General features: G+C 39.0%; 14 protein-coding genes. 7 read left to right on the top strand and 7 right to left on the bottom strand.

What is annotated here, in order from left to right; genetic code table 11:
• Window positions 1–37: 37 nt before the first annotated feature.
• The 3 genes from AAG807_RS14990 to AAG807_RS14980 all read right to left on the bottom strand — a co-directional run bounded on the left by AAG807_RS14990 (window position 38) and on the right by AAG807_RS14980 (window position 3,988).
• The gene (locus tag AAG807_RS14990) at window positions 38–1,081 is read right to left on the bottom strand and encodes a Fic family protein (RefSeq protein ID WP_341905601.1); all 1,044 of its coding nucleotides are present in this window, start codon (window positions 1,079–1,081) and stop codon (window positions 38–40) included.
• Between the two features lie 96 nt (window positions 1,082–1,177).
• Window positions 1,178–3,310 carry a DPP IV N-terminal domain-containing protein gene (locus tag AAG807_RS14985; RefSeq protein WP_341905599.1) on the bottom strand — a complete coding sequence of 711 codons (2,133 nt, stop codon included), beginning with the start codon at window positions 3,308–3,310 and terminating at the stop codon, window positions 1,178–1,180.
• Between the two features lie 3 nt (window positions 3,311–3,313).
• On the bottom strand, window positions 3,314–3,988 hold the full coding sequence (locus AAG807_RS14980) for a DUF2461 domain-containing protein (RefSeq protein ID WP_341905597.1): 675 nt from the start codon (window positions 3,986–3,988) through the stop codon (window positions 3,314–3,316).
• A gap of 141 nt (window positions 3,989–4,129) precedes the next feature.
• Here AAG807_RS14980 and AAG807_RS14975 point away from each other — a divergent pair, with 141 nt between their 5' ends.
• The 7 genes from AAG807_RS14975 (at window position 4,130) to AAG807_RS14945 (ending at window position 11,697) form a co-directional block, all read left to right on the top strand.
• Complete coding sequence (locus AAG807_RS14975) at window positions 4,130–4,606, top strand: hypothetical protein (RefSeq protein ID WP_341905595.1); 477 nt, start codon at window positions 4,130–4,132, stop codon at window positions 4,604–4,606.
• A gap of 6 nt (window positions 4,607–4,612) precedes the next feature.
• Window positions 4,613–5,020 (top strand): hotdog fold thioesterase, encoded by a 408-nt coding sequence (locus AAG807_RS14970; RefSeq protein WP_341905592.1) that lies wholly within the window; start codon window positions 4,613–4,615, stop codon window positions 5,018–5,020.
• A 140-nt stretch (window positions 5,021–5,160) separates the two neighbouring features.
• Window positions 5,161–5,541, top strand: a complete 381-nt coding sequence (locus AAG807_RS14965) for a MarR family transcriptional regulator (protein WP_341905589.1) — start codon at window positions 5,161–5,163, stop codon at window positions 5,539–5,541.
• 93 nt (window positions 5,542–5,634) lie between these two features.
• A complete protein-coding gene (locus AAG807_RS14960) occupies window positions 5,635–8,040 on the top strand; it encodes a 3-hydroxyacyl-CoA dehydrogenase/enoyl-CoA hydratase family protein (protein ID WP_341905587.1) in 2,406 nt (801 codons plus the stop codon).
• 97 nt (window positions 8,041–8,137) lie between these two features.
• On the top strand, window positions 8,138–9,319 hold the full coding sequence (locus AAG807_RS14955) for an acetyl-CoA C-acyltransferase (RefSeq protein WP_341905586.1): 1,182 nt from the start codon (window positions 8,138–8,140) through the stop codon (window positions 9,317–9,319).
• A 126-nt stretch (window positions 9,320–9,445) separates the two neighbouring features.
• Window positions 9,446–10,504, top strand: coding sequence for an AI-2E family transporter (locus AAG807_RS14950; protein WP_341905584.1), 1,059 nt, complete (start codon window positions 9,446–9,448; stop codon window positions 10,502–10,504).
• The gene (locus AAG807_RS14945) at window positions 10,501–11,697 is read left to right on the top strand and encodes a WG repeat-containing protein (RefSeq protein WP_341905582.1); all 1,197 of its coding nucleotides are present in this window, start codon (window positions 10,501–10,503) and stop codon (window positions 11,695–11,697) included. The genes AAG807_RS14950 and AAG807_RS14945 overlap by 4 nt, the downstream gene beginning before the upstream one ends.
• Before the next feature lie 14 nt (window positions 11,698–11,711).
• On the opposite strand, the gene AAG807_RS14940 is transcribed toward AAG807_RS14945, so the two are convergent.
• From AAG807_RS14940 to AAG807_RS14925, 4 genes are read right to left on the bottom strand one after another with little or no spacing between them, the layout of a single operon-like run.
• Window positions 11,712–13,262, bottom strand: a complete 1,551-nt coding sequence (locus AAG807_RS14940) for an OstA-like protein (protein ID WP_341905581.1) — start codon at window positions 13,260–13,262, stop codon at window positions 11,712–11,714.
• A gap of 57 nt (window positions 13,263–13,319) precedes the next feature.
• Entirely contained in the window at window positions 13,320–14,591 is a 1,272-nt protein-coding gene (locus AAG807_RS14935) for an adenylosuccinate synthase (protein ID WP_341905579.1), read from the bottom strand.
• Entirely contained in the window at window positions 14,588–14,941 is a 354-nt protein-coding gene (locus tag AAG807_RS14930) for an STAS domain-containing protein (protein ID WP_341905577.1), read from the bottom strand. The genes AAG807_RS14935 and AAG807_RS14930 overlap by 4 nt, the downstream gene beginning before the upstream one ends.
• Window positions 14,941–15,396 carry a transcriptional repressor gene (locus tag AAG807_RS14925; protein ID WP_341905575.1) on the bottom strand — a complete coding sequence of 152 codons (456 nt, stop codon included), beginning with the start codon at window positions 15,394–15,396 and terminating at the stop codon, window positions 14,941–14,943. Before AAG807_RS14925 ends, AAG807_RS14930 begins: the two co-directional genes overlap by 1 nt.
• Window positions 15,397–15,417: the final 21 nt, after the last annotated feature.

Here is a 15,417-nt window from a genome sequence, read left to right as displayed (position 1 = left end):
GAATAATCGGTATCATTTCCTAACAAGATTGCATTTTTTACTTCAGGATTGAAAGGTATCTCTCAAGACTTTGTTTTTCTATTTCCGCGATGAAACGAATGAAAGAATCTTTATTTCCAGATGTTTGAACCTCATCTAAAGCCTCATAATAAGCATAACGCGAAGTATTGTCCCCTTTAATATTTGCAATCACGAAACCATGCTGCAATAAGATCATATTCATGATCAGACGGGAAGTTCTTCCATTACCGTCAATGAATGGATGAATTGTAACTAAGCGTTCATGCATCTCTGCTGCCAAAACTACCGGATGTAACAAGCTTCTATTTCGTTCATACCAAATAAAATAATCTTCCATTTGCTTTTCAACAAGGTAAGGAGCCGGAGGAAGGTGACCACTACCCTGTATCATCACCTGGATTCTGCGATACCTCCCAGCCTCTTCTTGATTTATTCCTCTAAGGATCAGATGATGTATTCCTAGAAGTTCTCTTTTGGTTATAACCGAATGTTTAGAAACCAATTCTTTTACATAATGAATTGCTTCACCATGATTAATCGCCTCTAAATGCTCTTGCATACTTTTCCCGGAAACTGTAAGTCCTTTATTAATGACCAAATCAGTTTCCCGAAGCGTCAGTGTATTCCCTTCTATTCGATTACTTTCAAAAGTATACTCCAATTCCAATGCTTCCGTAATTCGATAATTCTCATACGCACGTATCTGATCCAACTGCCCCTTTAATTCATCTATTTCCTCCAACGTTTTCTCAATGGATAAATCATCAAATTTCCTTCTTGGATAATAGCTTGCCAATTCTTCCTGAACCATGGTCAAAACCTCATCAGCGAATGCATATTGCTTTACATCCATAAGAACCTTTTGCATAAGCCATACTTTCATCAACTCATCCAAATTAATGGAGAGTATGTTTGACAGTTGAATAACCTGAGCTTCTGTAGGAATTCTTTTCCCATTCTCAAATTTACTAATCAACGATTGATCTACACCTAGCAGGTTTGCAAGCTCTCGCGAACGAATTCCTTTTGATTTCCTAGCTTTCTGAAGAATATCTTTCATTATTGACAATAATTTTCATGACTAATATAGTCATATTTAATTGGTTTTCAAAAAAAAAGAGGAGATTTTTTCCCCTCTTCGTCTAACGAACATCTTTTACTTATTATTCTCAATAATATAATCCAATACTTTTTGAATTAAATGAACCCGATCTTTTCCAATCACATTATGCTTATGCATCGGATAATGGAAGAAATCAATTTGAATTCCCAATTCAATGAACTTTTTAATCAATGCATCATTATGTTGCGGGACAACAACATCATCAACTGTCCCATGAATCAATAACAAATCACCCTTCAGTTTATTTGCATGTGAGAAAAGTGACGCTTCCTCATATCCTTTTGCATTTTCTTCCGGTCGATCCATATAGCGCTCACCATACATCACCTCATAGTATTTCCAATCTGTAACCGGTCCACCAGCAACACCAACCTTAAATGTTTCAGATTGTTTCAACATCAACGATGTAGTCATGAATCCACCAAAAGACCATCCGTGAACAGCAAAACGGGAAGTATCCACATAATTCAATGACTTCAAATAATCTATTCCTTTCATTTGATCCTTGATTTCAACAACCCCTAACTGTCTGTGAATCTGATTTTCAAATGCAAAACCACGCTCCCCCGAACCTCTATTATCCAATGTAAATACCAAATAACCCTGTTCAGCCATCCAATACATCCACAAATTTGCTCCATCCAACCAAGAATTCGTAATCATTTGCGCATGTGGTCCGCCATAAACATAAACCATTACCGGATATTTCTTGTTCGGATCAAAATTACTTGGCTTTATAAGACGTGTATATAAAACTGAACCATCTTCCGCCTTGATTTGTCCAATATCCGCCGTTCCAATTTGAACTTCAGCCAGTTTATTCTTAGAGACAGAAAGTGTTTTTGTTATTTTTCCGGTAATTGTTTTCAATTCCACCTTCCCTGGAACAGCATGAGAGGAATACTGATCAATAAAATAGGTATTCATGTCATTAATCACAATACCATGTGTTCCCTCCTCTAAAGTTAAACACCGTTGTTTCCCATTCAGATCAACCGCATAATACAAAGTGTTTAACGGACTTGTCCCCGTAGCTGCAAATACAATTTCTTTTCCTTTGTTGATGGATTGCAAAATTTCCTTTGCCACAAACTTGTTTGCGGTTAATTGTTTAATCAACTTTCCTTCAATCGAATAGTAGTACAAATTATTAAAACCATCTTTCTCAGAAATCCAAATAAAATTGTTTGAGTTTGCTGACGGGAAAAACGCCGGATGCTCCGGTTCTACCCATTTATCATGCTGCTCCTCCAAAATGGTTCTCACAAAAGATCCTGTTTTTGCATCATATTGATTCAACCACATATGATTCTGCTCTCTATTTACTTCTGCTATGAAAACAAAATTTTCATCCGGTGTCCAACATAAATTCGTCAAATAGCTGTCTACCGCTCCCTTAGGGGAAATAAAAACTGTTTTTCCGGTAGAAACCGAATAGATCCCAACTTTGGGCTTTTCAGAACCCTGACCTGCCATCGGGTATTTGATATTCATCAATTCGGCCGGAGTTTTAGTGATATCAACAAGCGGGTATGATTTTACTTCTGTTTCATCTTTCTGATAAAATGCCAGATAATTTCCTTTTCCCGACCAAAAAATCCCGTCTGTAATCCCGAACTCACTTCTTGCATAAGTCTGACCGGAAACGATATTTTTGTCTGTATTGGATGTAACTGCAATTTTATCTCCTTTGGAATTGACAATCCACAAATTATTTTCAATGGTATAGGCCACGCTTCCGCTAACCATTTCGTATTCTGCATTTGCTCCCGCTTCAACAACGGAAACCAACTTGGAGCCTGTTTTTGTTTTCAGGTTCAACGAATAATAATTATTCCCATCAGTCAACAAAATCTCATTTGTGTTGCGAAAAGAAAAACCATAAAAGTTGTACAATTGGGATCCCAGTGCGGTATTAGCCTCTTGAATGGTCAAAACTTGCTCTGGCTCCGTTTTCTTCACCGAGGCCTGATACATTGTTTGATAATTATTACTTGTATAGACATACGAATCAGTACCCGGAATCCAAGTAATTGCATTGCATTGCTCATCTCTAAATGCTCTGTTTTGTTGCAGTACAGCATCAGAAAGTGACAACTGTTTCTTTTGTGCAATCGCACTGAATCCAAGGATTACAAACAAGGTTAATCCAAAATACTTCTTCATAAATTAAGGTCTTTGAATGAATTTATTAAAAAATGTTTCAAGCGGTAAACCAACCTGAAAGCAGTTATCCAATGTTTCCAATAGATTTTCTTTCAAAATTAACTCTGCGTCAAATTTGGTAAAGAAATACCATTGTTTATTTAAAATATACGGCTGTTTTTCCGCTTCTTCCTTGAAATCTTTCGGTGCGATCTTATTTCTTTCTCCACGAATCTCACCAAAAACCTCTACAAATTTTTTATCTGTGATAAGCGTATTGAATTCTTTCAGATTATGAGCTATTCCTTCACGAACTAAAAACAAATCGTCCTTTTCAATTTCATAAACACCGCCATAAACACGCACTTCTTCCGGTCCGAATTCAAAATAAACTCCATGAATACTCTTGGACTTCTTGCCATTTGGGGCAACAACCGCAGAACACATTAATTTATAAGGTGCCTTGTCTTTTGAGAACCGGATATCCCTATTGATCCTGAAAATACATTCCGATGCCGTAAGGTCTTTAAACATTGGGTGCGATTTCGCCAAATGATTGATAAAAACCTGTACAAAGTCTGCGAAAGGTTTCTTTACTGAATTTTCATAACGCTTCCTATTCAAATCAAACCAATCCTTATTATTGTTAGCAGCTAATTCAATAAAGAAATCAATATAGTCTTTTGTAAAATATGCCATGCTTCAAAGATAGTATTTATCCAATTCGCAAACTTGTTGATTTTTACAGATTTTAGACCATGTTATTTTCAAGAAATGAAAAGCGCAAATTCGAAGCATTTCTCTAAAGATTACAGTACATTTGTGCTAAAATAATTATACATGGCACAAGTCTCCATAGGACATATTGAAGCAGCTATCCAAAAAGTTGATAGCTTAGATGATAATGCATTAGACAGATTATCCGAAGCACAAACAACTGCGCAACCTGTGCTTTTGGGATATATCATGTCTGCAGCACAAGAATACCAGAACGAAGGATTAGAAAGTTTGTTGATCTACTATTTCACAGTGGTTTTGGAAGCATATTCCGAAGCAGGGCTACACCCCAAAAGTGTCACTGATGAGTTAATCGACAGTTTTGAAGAACCTTATTTTCAATTATTGGATGAGTACTTTGAAAATGAGGATGATGCCATTTTGGAAGAATTTTCGGATCAACCGGACTTGGTGAAGTTCATGGCAATGGAAATTGGAATGGAAGATGCCGAAGGAGTTACTTTGGACGATGAAACAGCAACACAATTGTTCATTGTTATTTTAGCCATGATTTCATTACTTTCAAGATCATTGGATTAATAAAAAATGAAAGAACCTCAAGATATCGTCAATGAAATGATGAGTAAGGATGCCTTTTCACAATGGCTAGGCATCCAAATTCTTGAAGTTGGCCCTGGATATTGCAGATTATCCATGACCGTACGCCCGGAAATGGTGAATGGGCATCAAACAGCTCACGGCGGTATCTCCTATTCCATTTCAGACTCCGCATTGGCTTTCGCCGCAAATAGTCGCGGGCAAAAAGCAGTGAGCATCGAAACGTCTATAGCACACATTTCACCGGTATCAGTAAATGACGAACTTCTGGTTATTTGCAAAGAAATCAACTGCGGAAAAACAATTGGACGCTATGAATCAATTGTTTACAACCAAAATCAAAAAATTATTGCTAGATTTAACGGAACCGTTTTCCGCTACCCGGACCTCTGGTAATTTCCTCGAAAAAAAATAGTGTCGTTATTATGCGTACATAATATTATTTTGTATATTCGTGTCAAGTTCACAGTATGCAAAATAAGCCCCAATACCTCATCGACTTAGATGTTCGATTAACATGGCACAAAATGTCGCGCATGTACAACCAACGAGCAAACAGCTATGGAATCAGTATGTCTGTTGGTTTCATCCTTCTTCATATTGATCGGGAAGGAACTCCAAGCACTCAATTAGGTCCTCGAATGGGAATGGAACCTACTAGTCTTTCAAGAACTCTAAAGACAATGGAAGAAAAAGGATTCATTCGCCGTGAAGAAGACAAACTGGACAAACGGATCGTTCGCATTTTCCTTACAGATGAAGGTCTAAAAGCACGATACATTGCGCGTGATGTCGTGTTCGAATTCAACAACAAAGTAATCGAACGCATTCCAAAAGAGCACATCGATATTTTCGAATCTGTGGTCAATCAAATTCAAGAAATCCTGGACGAGGAAAACTCGAATCCATCGGAATAAGAGTCAGCCGTGGCTGACGATAAGAACAGCTGCTTTAGATAAATAATCTGCAATTTAATCAGTCATGCGAATTCAATCAAAAAAAAATCAATTATGAATAGACACATTAAAAAAGTGGCAATTTTGGGATCAGGAGTTATGGGATCCAGAATTGCTTGTCACTTTGCCAATGTAGGGTGTGAAGTTCTTCTTCTTGACATCCTTCCAAAGGAACCCAATGACGCTGAAAAAGCAAAAGGACTTACACTGGAAAGTAAGCCTGTAAGAAATCGAATTGTAAATGAAGCTTTGCAATTTGCTTTGACATCCAATCCTTCCCCAATTTACAGCAAGTCATTTGCATCCCGAATCCAAACAGGAAACTTCGAAGATGACATGGCAAAAGTTGCTGAGGCAGATTGGATTATTGAAGTCGTTATCGAACGTCTCGACATCAAGCAACAGGTGTTTACAACTGTGGAGAAATTCCGGAAACCAGGAACATTGATCTCAACCAATACTTCCGGAATTCCGATTCATTTGATGTTGGATGGAAGATCGGATGACTTCAAAAAACATTTCGCAGGAACTCACTTTTTCAACCCTCCAAGATATTTGCCTTTATTGGAAGTTATCCCAACTAAGGAAACGGCTCCTGAAATTATTGACTTCTACATGTCGTTTGGTTCCAAAATTCTTGGTAAAAAAACCGTACTATGTAAAGACACTCCAGGTTTCATAGGAAACCGAATTGGGGTTTATTCCATGGCAAAAGTGATGGAATTAGCTCAAGACCTTGGTTTAAGTATTGAAGAAGCAGATTCTTTAACAGGTGCCATTCTGGAACGTCCTAAAACAGGAACATTTAAGTTAGGTGATTTGGTTGGTCTGGATACTGCTTATAACGTTACCAAAGGTTTACAGGCAAATTTGCCAAACGACCAGATGGTAAAGGACTTGAAAGAATCGAAAGTATTAAACTTTCTGATTGAAAATAAATTTTTGGGAGACAAAACCAAAAAAGGATTCTACTATAAGGAAAAAGATGCTTCCGGGAATGTCAATCGATTTGCGCTTGATTTGGAAACATTGGAATACCGTCCGATGGAGAAAGCTAAATTCCCAGTATTGGAAATGGCAAAACAGGCTCCGGATCTAAAGACACGTTTGGGAATGTTATTACTCGACAAATCAAAAGCCGGAGATTTATTGAGAAAACACTACGCTTCCTTATTTGCATACATTTCTCAACGAGTACCTGAAATTTCGGATGTACTTTTCAGCATCGATGATGCCATTCGTTCCGGTTACGCCTGGTCTTACGGTCCATTTGAAAACTGGGACATGATAGGTGTCAAGAAAGGAATCGAATTGGCAGAAAGTGAAGGGTATGTAGTTGCAGATTGGGTGAAGGAACTCGCTGCTGCAGGAAACAATTCGTTCTACAAATCCGAAGGTGGTAAAAAATACTACTACGATATCACTTCAAAAACCTATCAAATTATTCCGGGTACGGAGCATTTAGTGATTCTGGATGCGCTGCGTGAAACCAACAAAGTTTGGGGGAATTCAGATGCTACGTTAGTTGATTTAGGTGACGGTATCCTGAATTTGGAATTCCACACGAAAATGAATACAATTGGTAGTGGTGTAATCGAAGGAATCAATAAATCCATTGAACTCGCTGAAAAAGAGTACAAAGGGTTGGTTATTTCCAATACCGGAGGAAACTTCTCAGCAGGAGCGAATGTGGGAATGATCTTCATGATGGCTGCCGAACAAGATTATGATGAATTGAATTTTGCCGTAAAAGCATTTCAGGATACGATGATGCGTGTCCGATATTCAAATATCCCTGTAATTGTAGCTCCGCATAATATGGCTTTGGGTGGTGGCTGTGAACTATCCATGCATTCGGATAAGGTTGTAGCTCATGCGGAGCTTTACATGGGCTTGGTTGAATTTGGAGTTGGATTGATCCCTGGTGGTGGCGGATCCAAAGAATTCGCAAAACGCTTTTCAGAAGAACTGAAAGAAGGCGATATCAAAATCAATCGTTTGCGTGAACGCTTCCTTTCAATCGGACAAGCGAAAGTTTCCACTTCTGCTTATGAAGCATTTGATTTAGGTTATTTGAGACATGGAACAGACGAAGTGGTTGTTTCGCGCGAATATCAATTGACAAGAGCGAAAGCCGCTGCAATGGAATTGGCAACGAATGGTTACATCGCTCCGAAAAGAGAAAAGAACATTACCGTTCTTGGTCAGGAAGGGCTTGGAATCATTTATGTCGGTGCAAACTCTATGAAATCCGGACATTATATGTCTGAACACGATCAAGTCATTTCCGAGAAATTAGGCTGGGTCATGTGCGGTGGCGATCTAAGCGAAAACACAGTGGTTTCCGAGCAATATTTATTGGATCTGGAACGAAAAGCATTCGTGGAATTATGTCAGCAGCGCAAAACGTTGGAGCGATTAGAGAGCTTAGTGAAATCTGGGAAGATTTTGAGGAATTAAAACGGCTTCCCCCTTTGAAGGGGGACCGAGGGGGATGGCCACCCTCCTTAATCCTCCCTCAAGGGAGGAATTTGAATCTCAAATAAAAATTAAAAACATGTCAAACAAAGCATATATAGTAGCTGGATTCCGCTCAGCAGTAGGAAAAGCGGGAAAAGGAGGATTTAGATTCTTCCGTCCTGATGATTTAGCAGCTCGTGTGATTGAACATTTGGTTGCGAGTGTTCCTCAAGTGGAAAAAACGCGCATCGATGACGTCATTGTCGGGAATGCAACTCCGGAAGCGGAACAAGGATTGAACGTGGGTCGTCTGATTTCCTTAATGGGACTGAAAACGGATAAAGTTCCGGGAATGACTGTGAACCGATATTGTTCATCCGGTTTGGAAACCATTGCAATCGCTCAAGCAAAAATTGAAGCCGGTATGGCGGATTGCATTATTGCCGGAGGAGTTGAATCCATGTCAGTGATGGCAATGGGAGGTTGGAGAATTGTTCCGAATCCGAAAGTTTCAAAAGAAAATCCAACCTGGTATTGGGGAATGGGTTTAACTGCAGAGGCTGTTGCAACGCAATTCAACGTTAGTCGTGAAGATCAAGATATCTTTTCAGTGAAATCTCATGAGAAAGCTTTAAAAGCAATCGCTGAAGGCAGATTCAAAGAGGATATCGTTCCGATCGAAGTGGAAAATATCTTCCTGGATGAAAACGAAAAAAGACAAGTCAAAAAATACAATGTGGATACCGATGAAGGTCCGCGTGTTTCAACCATTGAGGGATTAGGTAAACTGCGTCCTGTTTTTGATGCACAAGGAAGTGTCACAGCTGGAAATTCTTCTCAAACTTCGGATGGAGCCGCATTCGTAATGGTCATGTCTGAGAAAATGGTAAAAGAACTGAACATCGAACCGATTGCACGACTAGTAAGTTATGCGGTGGCTGGTGTTGAGCCTCGCATCATGGGAATCGGACCGGTGGATGCCATTCCAAAAGCATTGAAACAAGCCGGAATGAATTTGAATGATATCAACTTATTTGAGTTGAATGAAGCATTCGCATCCCAATCATTAGCTGTCATTCGTGAAGTTGGTTTGAATCCTGACATCGTGAACGTAAACGGTGGAGCAATTGCACTCGGTCACCCGCTTGGATGTACCGGAGCAAAACTAACTGTTCAAATGATCAATGAATTGCGCCGAAGAAAACAAAAATACGGAGTTGTCACCATGTGTGTGGGTACCGGACAAGGTGCTGCAGGGGTGATTGAATTATTGAAATAATTTCATTTAAGCGAATCGAAACGCCATTTGTTTCCTGATAAATACGGGATGACAAATGGCGTTTTTCCTGTTATAATTTTCTAAAAACGAAAATGGACGGAGCTTTTTCTTAATTTCGAAAGAAATATGGAAAACACTTTTAAGAAAATAGCAAAAGTACAGATGACAAGCCATGCGCTGATCATTTTTTCCATTGCCGTAATTATCCTCTACCTGGGCCGAAGCTTGATCATCCCACTGATTTTCGGGATTATTCTCTGGCTTTTGATGCGTAAGGTCCGTACGCTTTTTTACATCATCGGATTGAAAGATAAGTGGTTTCCAAAATGGCTAAAGACACTTCTCAGTTCTGCTATTCTATTTTCATTGGTTTGGGTCATCGGTTTTATTTTTGAACGGAATATCCAGGAACTGATCAAATACTACGATGTCTATAACAAGAACTTCACAGCGATCATGAAAGAATTTGACAGTCTTTCTTCCTACAAGATAGACGACCTTGCAAAAAGCTTCAATTCGAATGACTTGATCAACAAATACATTAGCTCTGCACTTGCTTCTTTACAGTCAGTCATCTCCAACGTCGTTATCGTCCTGATCTATATGCTTTTCATTATCATGGAGGAATCGTCTTTCAAAAGCAAGGTAAAAGCCATGTATCCCAACCAGGATGCATACAATGAACGCATTGAAGTTATCCGAAGAATTGAAAAAGCCATCACGAATTATTTGGGGATCAAATCCGTGATTGCACTGACTTCATCAACCATTGCCTATTCCATTTTTACATTAGCCGGACTAAATGCACCTTTCTTTTGGGCATTGTTGGTATTTGTCTTCAGCTTCATTCCTTTTTTCGGAGTATTGATCAGTTCCTTTCTTCCAGCTTTGTTTTGCATCATCCAATTCGGAGGATACAGCGAATCACTCATCATTCTTTTCAGCGTGGGATCCATCCAATTTATTGCCGGGAACATCGTGGAGCCAAAAATCATGGGAAATACCATGAATGTAAGTCCACTCGTTGTGATTCTGGCACTTGGTTTCTGGGGATTTATCTGGGGATTGCCGGGTATGTTTCTAAGTGTCCCAATTACAGTGATCATGGTCATCGTTTTTTCCAAATTCCGATCCACGCGAGGAATCGCCATAATGCTATCCGAGAAAGGAGAAATCGAACATTGATCCGATTCATTTTAATAGGATTTATCATTTTCAGTTCATTCTTTTCTTTTGCACAATTTGAAGAAGAGATTGACCATAAGGCTATTTATAATGGAGCCTATTTCATCTCAAAAAATGCTGCAGGACAATACGGAGTGATTACCGATAAAGGTCAAACAAAAGTTCCATTTGTTTACAGCCGTATTATTGAAAATGATTTGGGATTGTTTGTTTTTAAGATCAATAAATCAAATGGTTTTGAACGGTCTTATTCTTTAGGATATTACGACCATCAATTCAAGATGGTTCTTCCTTGTCAGTTCAATAGTTTACTTTCTCTGGAAGATGGATTGATTATCGGGTCACAAAACCTGGATAAGAAATTCGGATTGGTAGATACTTTGGGTCGCATTATCATTCCATTTGAATACGACGAAATGTTTGCACCGACCGAATCGCTCTTTCTTACTAAATTAAATGGGAAATACGGTTTCATCAATAAGAAAAACCATGTGGTGATTGACCATAAATTCACCTATGCAGCACCTTTTTCAGAAGGACTGGCAGCAGCAAGCAAATCCAACCTGATCGGTTTTATCGATCGGAAAGGTGATTTCGAAATCAAGGAACGGTTCACTTCCGCCGATGATTTTCAATACGGTTATGCGCAAGTGTTCTTTCACAACCAGACAAGTGTTGTTGATTCAAAAGGAATGATCCTTCTTCCTCCTATTTTTAAAAGTATTCATTCGGTGGGGAATGGTCAGTTTGTATTCGAAGCAAGTCCGAATCTGCGTTCCACCTTGGCATCTACACTTCCAAAATTGACTATTGCACAAAACATAGAGGAACTTTCCCAATACGACTCACTGGTTACAACAATGGATTCAGAGATTGATTCGGAAGTTATTGAGGAGAAATTCATGGGCGTCATGAATTCGATTGGACAATTAATCGGCGGTAACGAATTTCAACAGGTGATTGCACTTTATTCTGATGGAACGAATCAACTATATGCTGTTCAACGAAAATCCGACAATGAGAGCGAGAACAGCAATTACAATTTTGCTTTAATGGATGGAAATGGAAAAATTCTGACTGAATATCGTTTCTTTGAAATCAAACCGGATGAAAAGATTGTTGTTGAAGAAACTGAAAACGGATTTGTAAATTATCATGTTGATTCCAGTGGAAAGCTTTCAAAAATAAATTAGGCTTTTTTCCGCAATTACTTATTCCTTCCGTTTGGGTCCTTTTTATCCCCGACCACTTCTTTGGGAATCTTTCTAGGCTCTTGCAATTCCTGCCATGTTTTAGGTCGAAGCATCGGATTCCATTTGAATTCCTTTAAAAACTGTTCTTCCGGATCGATTTTGTCTATGGGATAAAACTTCCCGTCCGGCTGGTTAATGTAAGAAATTCCTTTCACCTCTCCACTATCCATATACACCTTCAAATCCGATGAATAAATCCGGTTCAATCCAAGACGTTTAACCACAATAGCTGAATCTGTTTTTTCTTCTTCTTCCGGATAAAAAATGGTTTTTGCCTGACCATTCACATCCGAACGGATCAATTCATTATTTTTAAAGTAAGCCCAAATCTCCTTTCCGGAAAGTTGATTGTAGTATCTTCCGGAATCCAATTCATTTGCAGAAAAAGCATGTGGGAATAAATGTGCTTTCTCAATCACGGTATCATTCTTTATAAAGACGCGAATCGTATCCCCGATCAATTCAGAATTGTAACTCCAAAAATGGGCATTCCCCCACAGATCCATTACCCCATCTGCTTTTCTATAATCCAATGAATCGGAAATTCCCTGGATTTTATTTTGAAAGATTCGTACATCCTGCCCCCCTCTGATTCGCAATGTTTTCTCTAAAGTATCTCTTAAATGAACCAAGGTATCCGCCCTTAAAAAGAGCGTGTCTTTTGATTTCATGATCCGGATCAAGGGGAAATCCGTCAGGACATCTTTCAAGGTATTTCCATCCGAAGTGAAAAATCCGGCATTGAATCGCACTTTTTGAGCTGTATCCAGCATCTGAACATTTCCTCGTCCTTCTGCAAACTTCCGTTTCGGAGCATAGAACAAACTATCTCCGGTAATGATTCTTGGTGCTTGTTCGATCTTGGCATTTTGGGTTAACAGACCTTCTTCTGTCTCTACATGATACCAGCCTTTGTCACAATAAAACTTCGAGTCTTTTGTAACACCGACAGTTGGTCCGTAAAAAAACACTTTGTGAACCAGGTAATTGTAATGCATCGTATCGGTTGTCAACCTCAGATCATCACTCTTATAAACCACATTTCCCTTGAAAAAGGCTTCTTCCGTATTGGGATAAAAATATCCGTAAACACTGGTTAGAACTTCATTGGTTGTGATATTTTCAATCTTTCCCTTATTCCGATAAATGGCTTTCGAACTTTTCGCATCGTAATCCAATGAATCGGTGGTCAGTTTGTATTCCCTATCACGGATCCGGACATGCCCCCACAATTTTGCCAATCTTGTTTTTCCGTTGTAATACATGGAATCACAAAACAAGTTGAGTGTATCCGCTTTGTTGATCTGCACCTTTCCGTAAGCCCAAACTTCGCCCGTTCTTTCCTTGTAATGTGCCGAATCGCAAAACATCACATTTCCCTGGTATTTGAAATTCAGAAAACCAGTTAATCGCTGTTTTCCGGTTTTGTCGTCGTATGAAAGTTTCTTTGCTCCGGGCAATAATTCCAACCAGGATCCCTGACTATACGAAAATTGTGCACACACAAAAATTGCGCTTAAAAAAAGCGCAATTCGATAAGTATATGTGTTGAATAACCTCAATTATCTAGTTGCCAAAGTTTGTTTGCGATCTGGTCCTACCGAAACCGTTGTTACGGGTACTTGCAAATGTTGTTCCAAATAATTCACATAATCTTTTAATTCTTGCGGAGCTTCTGCAAAAGAAGACAATTGGGTCAAATCTTTATTCCATCCGGGAATATCTTCATAAACCGGTTCAATGGTCACTCCATCAATGTCATAAGGCATGTAATCCTGCTCTACTCCATCTACTTTATATTTCGTACAAGCGCGGATCGTATCGAATTTGTCCAAGACATCTGCTTTCATCATTGCTAATTCTGTGACGCCATTGATCATGATCGCGTATTTCATTGCCGGAAGGTCAATCCATCCGCAACGACGAGGTCTTCCGGTTGTAGAACCAAATTCTCTACCTTCCTGACGAATGCGCTCACCAACCTCATCTTCCAATTCCGTTGGAAAAGGTCCGGAACCAACTCGTGTACAATACGCTTTGAAAATTCCAATTACATCTCCGATTTTTGAAGGCGCGATTCCGAGTCCTGTGCACGTTCCCGCAGTAACCGTATTGGATGATGTAACATACGGATAAGTTCCAAAATCAATATCCAACATCGTTCCCTGAGCTCCTTCAGCCAAAATCTTTTTCCCGGCTTTCATTGCATCGTTCAAGTATTGTTCGCTATCAACAGCTGTCAATCCTTTCAAGACTTCAATACCTTCCATCCAGGGACCTTCCAATTCTGCCAAGTCGTATTCAAAACCTTCGTAGTGTTTCAACATGTTTAAATGTTTCTCTACCAATGCATTGTATTTATCTTTGAAAGAAGGCAAGAAAATATCTCCTACACGAAGTCCGTTTCTACCTGTCTTATCCATGTATGTCGGACCGATTCCTTTCAAAGTACTTCCGATCTTGTTTTTCCCTTTTGAAGCCTCAGAAGCAGCGTCCAACAATTTATGTGTCGGCAAGATCAAATGCGCTTTTTTAGAAACCACCAAACGCTTTTTGATGTCGATATTGAAGGGAGCCAATTTTTCCAATTCTTTTTGAAAAACAACCGGATCAATCACCACTCCATTTCCTATCAAATTCAATACATTACTATGAAAAATTCCTGAAGGAATTGTGTGCAGGACATGTTTTATCCCTTCGAACTCAAGTGTATGACCAGCATTTGGTCCTCCCTGAAAACGCGCAATAATATCATATTGTGGAGTAAGAACGTCTACAATTTTTCCTTTCCCCTCATCTCCCCATTGTAATCCTAAAAGAACATCTACTTTCATTTGACTTTATTAAATTTCGCTTCAACCTCATCTGTAGAATTGAAGCAGCTAAAAATTTCGTTTAATTTGGATATTTCGAACAACTTTTTAACCGTCGGTTGTAAATTCACCAACACGCAATCCAATCCCACTTTTCGTGATCTTGTAAGCACGCGAACGAAGAAATTCAAGCCTGTGCTATTGCAATATTCCAATTTGGAACAATCACAAAGGACGGCTTTCAAATCAGCGGATAACGATTTTTCGATTTGTTCAAGTGCAGCTGATAAACCTTCGTCGGAAATAATTCTTCCTGAAATTTTGACCAATACAAAATTCGATGACTTCGTTATTTCAAACTTAGCACTCATTATTTACTTTGTTCATTCTCTTCGTTTCTAACTCCGTAGAAATAAAGTGAATGGTGTTGGATTTTAACCCCGAAGATTTCTTCGATAGTTGCTTTGATACTTTGAACCCTTGGATCACAAAACTCAATTACTTCCCCTGTATCAGTGATAATAACATGGTCGTGTTGTTTTGATCCGTGAGATTTTTCAAACTGCGCCAGATTTTTCCCGAATTGATGCTTCCTAACCAGGTTACATGCTAACAGAAGTTCGATTGTATTGTACAACGTAGCCCGGGAAACACGGTAATTTTGATTCTTCATCTTGATGTACAAGGACTCGATATCGAAATGACCGGTATAATTATAGATTTCAGCCAAAATAGCAAAGCGCTCAGGAGTTTTCCGGTGCCCGTTCTGCTCCAAATATGCTGAAAATATGTTTCTGACTGTTAACTGCAGATCTTGTTGTTGCATCTGACAAAGTTGAAAGGGCAA

The sequence above is a fragment of the Fluviicola taffensis DSM 16823 genome, from assembly GCF_943372375.1.
Classification (GTDB): domain Bacteria; phylum Bacteroidota; class Bacteroidia; order Flavobacteriales_D; family Crocinitomicaceae; genus Fluviicola; species Fluviicola taffensis_A.
The sequence above is the reverse complement of the archived record's forward strand: the minus strand, read 5'-3'. Positions and strand labels throughout refer to the sequence as shown.

What these genes read in the sequence shown, in the direction of transcription:
- AAG807_RS14990 (WP_341905601.1), bottom strand. Translation starts at nt 1,081, where the DNA reads ATGAAAGATATTCTTCAGAAAGCTAGGAAATCAAAAGGAATTCGTTCG.
- AAG807_RS14985 (WP_341905599.1), bottom strand. Translation starts at nt 3,310, where the DNA reads ATGAAGAAGTATTTTGGATTAACCTTGTTTGTAATCCTTGGATTCAGT.
- AAG807_RS14980 (WP_341905597.1), bottom strand. Translation starts at nt 3,988, where the DNA reads ATGGCATATTTTACAAAAGACTATATTGATTTCTTTATTGAATTAGCT.
- AAG807_RS14975 (WP_341905595.1), top strand. Translation starts at nt 4,130, where the DNA reads ATGGCACAAGTCTCCATAGGACATATTGAAGCAGCTATCCAAAAAGTT.
- AAG807_RS14970 (WP_341905592.1), top strand. Translation starts at nt 4,613, where the DNA reads ATGAAAGAACCTCAAGATATCGTCAATGAAATGATGAGTAAGGATGCC.
- AAG807_RS14965 (WP_341905589.1), top strand. Translation starts at nt 5,161, where the DNA reads ATGTACAACCAACGAGCAAACAGCTATGGAATCAGTATGTCTGTTGGT.
- AAG807_RS14960 (WP_341905587.1), top strand. Translation starts at nt 5,635, where the DNA reads ATGAATAGACACATTAAAAAAGTGGCAATTTTGGGATCAGGAGTTATG.
- AAG807_RS14955 (WP_341905586.1), top strand. Translation starts at nt 8,138, where the DNA reads ATGTCAAACAAAGCATATATAGTAGCTGGATTCCGCTCAGCAGTAGGA.
- AAG807_RS14950 (WP_341905584.1), top strand. Translation starts at nt 9,446, where the DNA reads ATGGAAAACACTTTTAAGAAAATAGCAAAAGTACAGATGACAAGCCAT.
- AAG807_RS14935 (WP_341905579.1), bottom strand. Translation starts at nt 14,591, where the DNA reads ATGAAAGTAGATGTTCTTTTAGGATTACAATGGGGAGATGAGGGGAAA.
- AAG807_RS14930 (WP_341905577.1), bottom strand. Translation starts at nt 14,941, where the DNA reads ATGAGTGCTAAGTTTGAAATAACGAAGTCATCGAATTTTGTATTGGTC.
- AAG807_RS14925 (WP_341905575.1), bottom strand. Translation starts at nt 15,396, where the DNA reads ATGCAACAACAAGATCTGCAGTTAACAGTCAGAAACATATTTTCAGCA.